Consider the following 3,310-nt stretch of genomic DNA (forward strand, 5'->3'; position numbering starts at 1 on the left):
CCTACCAGGACAACATCCTGCCCACCGGACAACCCTTCGGCAGCCCCGAGGACTGCCTCGACTGCGCCTGCTACCTCCACCTCGACGACCAGCCAGCCTAATCAACACCCCTCCACGAATTAACGCGGAGCAGCACTAGAGTCGAGCGATATCGACGTTCATCAGTCTTGGTGGCTCGGGTCCACCCGCGCATCGGTGAAATCACCAGTCCCGAGCGAGGATCGGATTTTTCGTGCGTTTCGACCCTCTGGCCAGGGGTAGGGGTGCAGGGGCCTGCTCAAACGCTCCAGGGAGAGGTTCGCCCAGTGGATTCCAGCAAGCCCGCCGAGGCAGTCAAGAACGTCGTGAAGACCGCCTCCGAGAAGATCGCCGACGCCCTCACGCCGGATGTGCCCGGCGCCCCGGGCAGCGCACCCCCGACCGTCGAGGAGCCGACCTCGCCCCACGACCCGCTTCCGCCCAAGACGGAGCAGGGCGCGCCGCAGACGCGTACGCCGACCGGCGTCGAGACCGGCGCGCCGACGACCACGAACGGTCAGCAGGGCGCGTACCTGACGACGGCGAACGGGGCGCGGCTGCGCGACACCGACCACTCGCTCAAGGCCGGACCCCGGGGACCGGTCCTGCTCCAGGACCACCACCTACGCGAGAAGATCACGCACTTCGACCATGAGCGCATCCCCGAGCGCGTCGTACACGCGCGGGGCGCGGGCGCGCACGGTGTGTTCACCGCCTACGGCACCGCCGAGGCGGTCACGAGGGCCGGCTTCCTCAAGAAGGGACGGGAGACGGAGGTCTTCGTCCGGTTCTCCACCGTCCTGGGATCGCGCGGCTCGGCCGACACCGTCCGGGACACCCGGGGCTTCGCGACCAAGTTCTACACCGACGAGGGCACCTTCGACCTGGTCGGCAACAACATGCCGGTCTTCTTCATCCAGGACGCCATCAAGTTCCCCGACATCATCCACGCCGCGAAGCCGCACCCCGACCGGGAGATTCCGCAGGCGCAGAGCGCGCACGACACCTTCTGGGACTTCGTCTCGCTGCACACCGAGGCGCAGCACCACACCATCTGGAACATGTCCGACCGGGGCATCCCGCGCTCGTACCGGACCATGGAGGGCTTCGGTGTGCACACCTTCCGCCTGGTCAACGAGGCCGGCGAGACGACGCTGGTCAAGTTCCACTGGAAGCCGAAGCTCGGCGTGCACTCCCTGACCTGGGAGGAGGCGCAGATGCTCGGCGGCATAGACCCCGACTTCCACCGCCGGGACCTCTACGACGCGATCGAGGCCGGCGCGTACCCGGAGTGGGAACTCGGCATCCAGGTCTTCCCCGATACTCCCGAGGAGACCTTCGCCGGCATCGACCTGCTGGACGCCACGAAGATCGTCCCGGAGGAGCTGGCCGAGGTGCAACCGATCGGCAGGCTGGTCCTCAACCGGACGCCGACGAACTTCTTCGCCGAGACCGAGCAGGTCGCCTTCCACCTCGGCCACCTCCCGCCGGGCATCGATGTCACGAACGACCCGCTGTTGCAGGGCCGGCTCTTCTCGTACGTCGACACGCAGCTCACCCGCCTGGGCGGGCCGAACTTCACGCAGATCCCGATCAACCGTCCCCACTCGGCGGTCAACGACATGCTGCGCGACGGATTCCACCAGCAGGCCGTGCACGCCGGGGTGGCGCCGTACCGGCCGAACTCCCTCGACGGCGGCAGCCCCTTCCCGGCCGGCGACGCCGAGCACGCCTTCGTCGACGTACCGGTGACGGTGGCGCAGGCGCCCAAGGTCCGCGCGAACCCCGCGTCGTTCGACGACCACTACAGCCAGGTGCGGCTGTTCTGGCTGAGCATGTCGCCGGTGGAACGGGAGCACATCATCCGGGCGTACACCTTCGAGCTGGGCAAGTGCTACCACCAGGCGATCAAGGAACGCCAGCTCCAGAGCCTCGCCAACATCGACCCGGTGCTCTGCGAGCAGGTCGCCACCGGCCTGGGCCTGCCCGCGCCGCAGCCGACGCTGCCGCTGGCCGACGTCGCGCCGAGCCCGGCGCTGTCCCAGGTCGGCAGGGAGTGGCCGGCCGACGGCCGCATGGTCGGGATCGTCGTCGACCCCGACGGTGACCTGGACGACGTCGACGACGTCCGCCAGGCGGTGTTCGAGGCCGGCATGGTGCCGCTGGTGATCGCCCCGCACGGAGGCACGGTGGGCGACCTGCCCGTCCAGCGGACCTTCGCCACCGGCCGCTCGGTCGAGTTCGACGCGCTCCTGCTGGCTGGAGCGCCGACGCCCGCGCCCGACGCGCTGCCCGCCCGCGACGCCAAGGCCGGACGACCGGACGCCGCGACCGTCGACCCCCGCGTGCTGCTCCTCGTCGAGGAGTGCTGGCGGCACGCCAAGGCGATCGGCGCGTGGGGCGCCGGCGTCACCGTGCTGGAGCAGGCCGGGGTGGCGGGCACACCCGGCGTCGTGGCCGCCGACTCGGGCGCCGAGGCGCTGACCGGGGTGCGGGGGTTGATGGCCGCGCACCGGGTGTGGGAGAGGTTCCCCGCCTCGGTCGGCTGACCTGTCACCGACGAGGGCTGTCCTCCGTGCCACGGGAGGGCAGCCCTCGTCGTCGGCCCGTCGGACTCCATTACCGGTTCATGACATTTCGAGGATCAGGCGCGGATATCTCGCGCGCGTCCAGTTCCGCCACCGGCGGCGGGCGGAGGCGAGCGCCGTCACGGACCAGTCACACCGCGTGCAGTGGGCCGACGCCACTTCGGGTGGTGTCGACCAGCGGCCCAGGTCACCTTGGCCCGCAAGGGCCGGTCGCCGTCGCCGCTTCGATCTCGGGAGCTGTGCTCGCCGCACGCCTGGTGCGACGGATACGGCTACTTCTGGTAAAGGCCCGGCAAGGGCCTGCGGTTCGAACCCGCAAACGCCGTAACCACCTTGGATCTCGGGCGTGCGGCACGTCCGCAGGACGCTCGTAACGTGATCACAAACTCCGTTGCCCGCCCGGCGCCGCTGCCGCTACGGTCGTGGCCGCACTTCCCGGTGCGTAGGCAACGGTTACATCTGGAGGGGTTCCGGCCCCGGCGAAGGACAACCGTCGCCGACCTCGATCTCGGGAAGCGCGACCACACGCACACCCGGTGCGCAGGCAACGGTTACTTCCGGCTCCGCAGATGGGGGTTCGAATCCCCCCGACACCTTCGGGTGGGTAGTTCAACGGACAGAACGGCGGACTAGGGCCTGTCTTGTGGATCATGGTTGGTGGGGTAGGAACATCACGGGTGTCCGGAGTGTTACCCGAGCGCTAT

Annotated in this window: 1 protein-coding gene; it reads left to right on the forward strand. The window is 69.4% G+C overall.

Going from position 1 to position 3,310, the window contains the following annotated elements; translation table 11 throughout:
* Nucleotides 1-305 precede the first annotated feature (305 nt).
* On the forward strand, nucleotides 306-2,567 hold the full coding sequence (locus ACLQ24_RS29020) for a catalase (RefSeq protein ID WP_425894923.1): 2,262 nt from the start codon (nucleotides 306-308) through the stop codon (nucleotides 2,565-2,567).
* Nucleotides 2,568-3,310 lie beyond the last annotated feature (743 nt).

Origin of the sequence: Micromonospora sp. DT4, from assembly GCF_049841675.1 — a bacterium.
Classification (GTDB): Bacteria; Actinomycetota; Actinomycetes; order Mycobacteriales; family Micromonosporaceae; genus Micromonospora.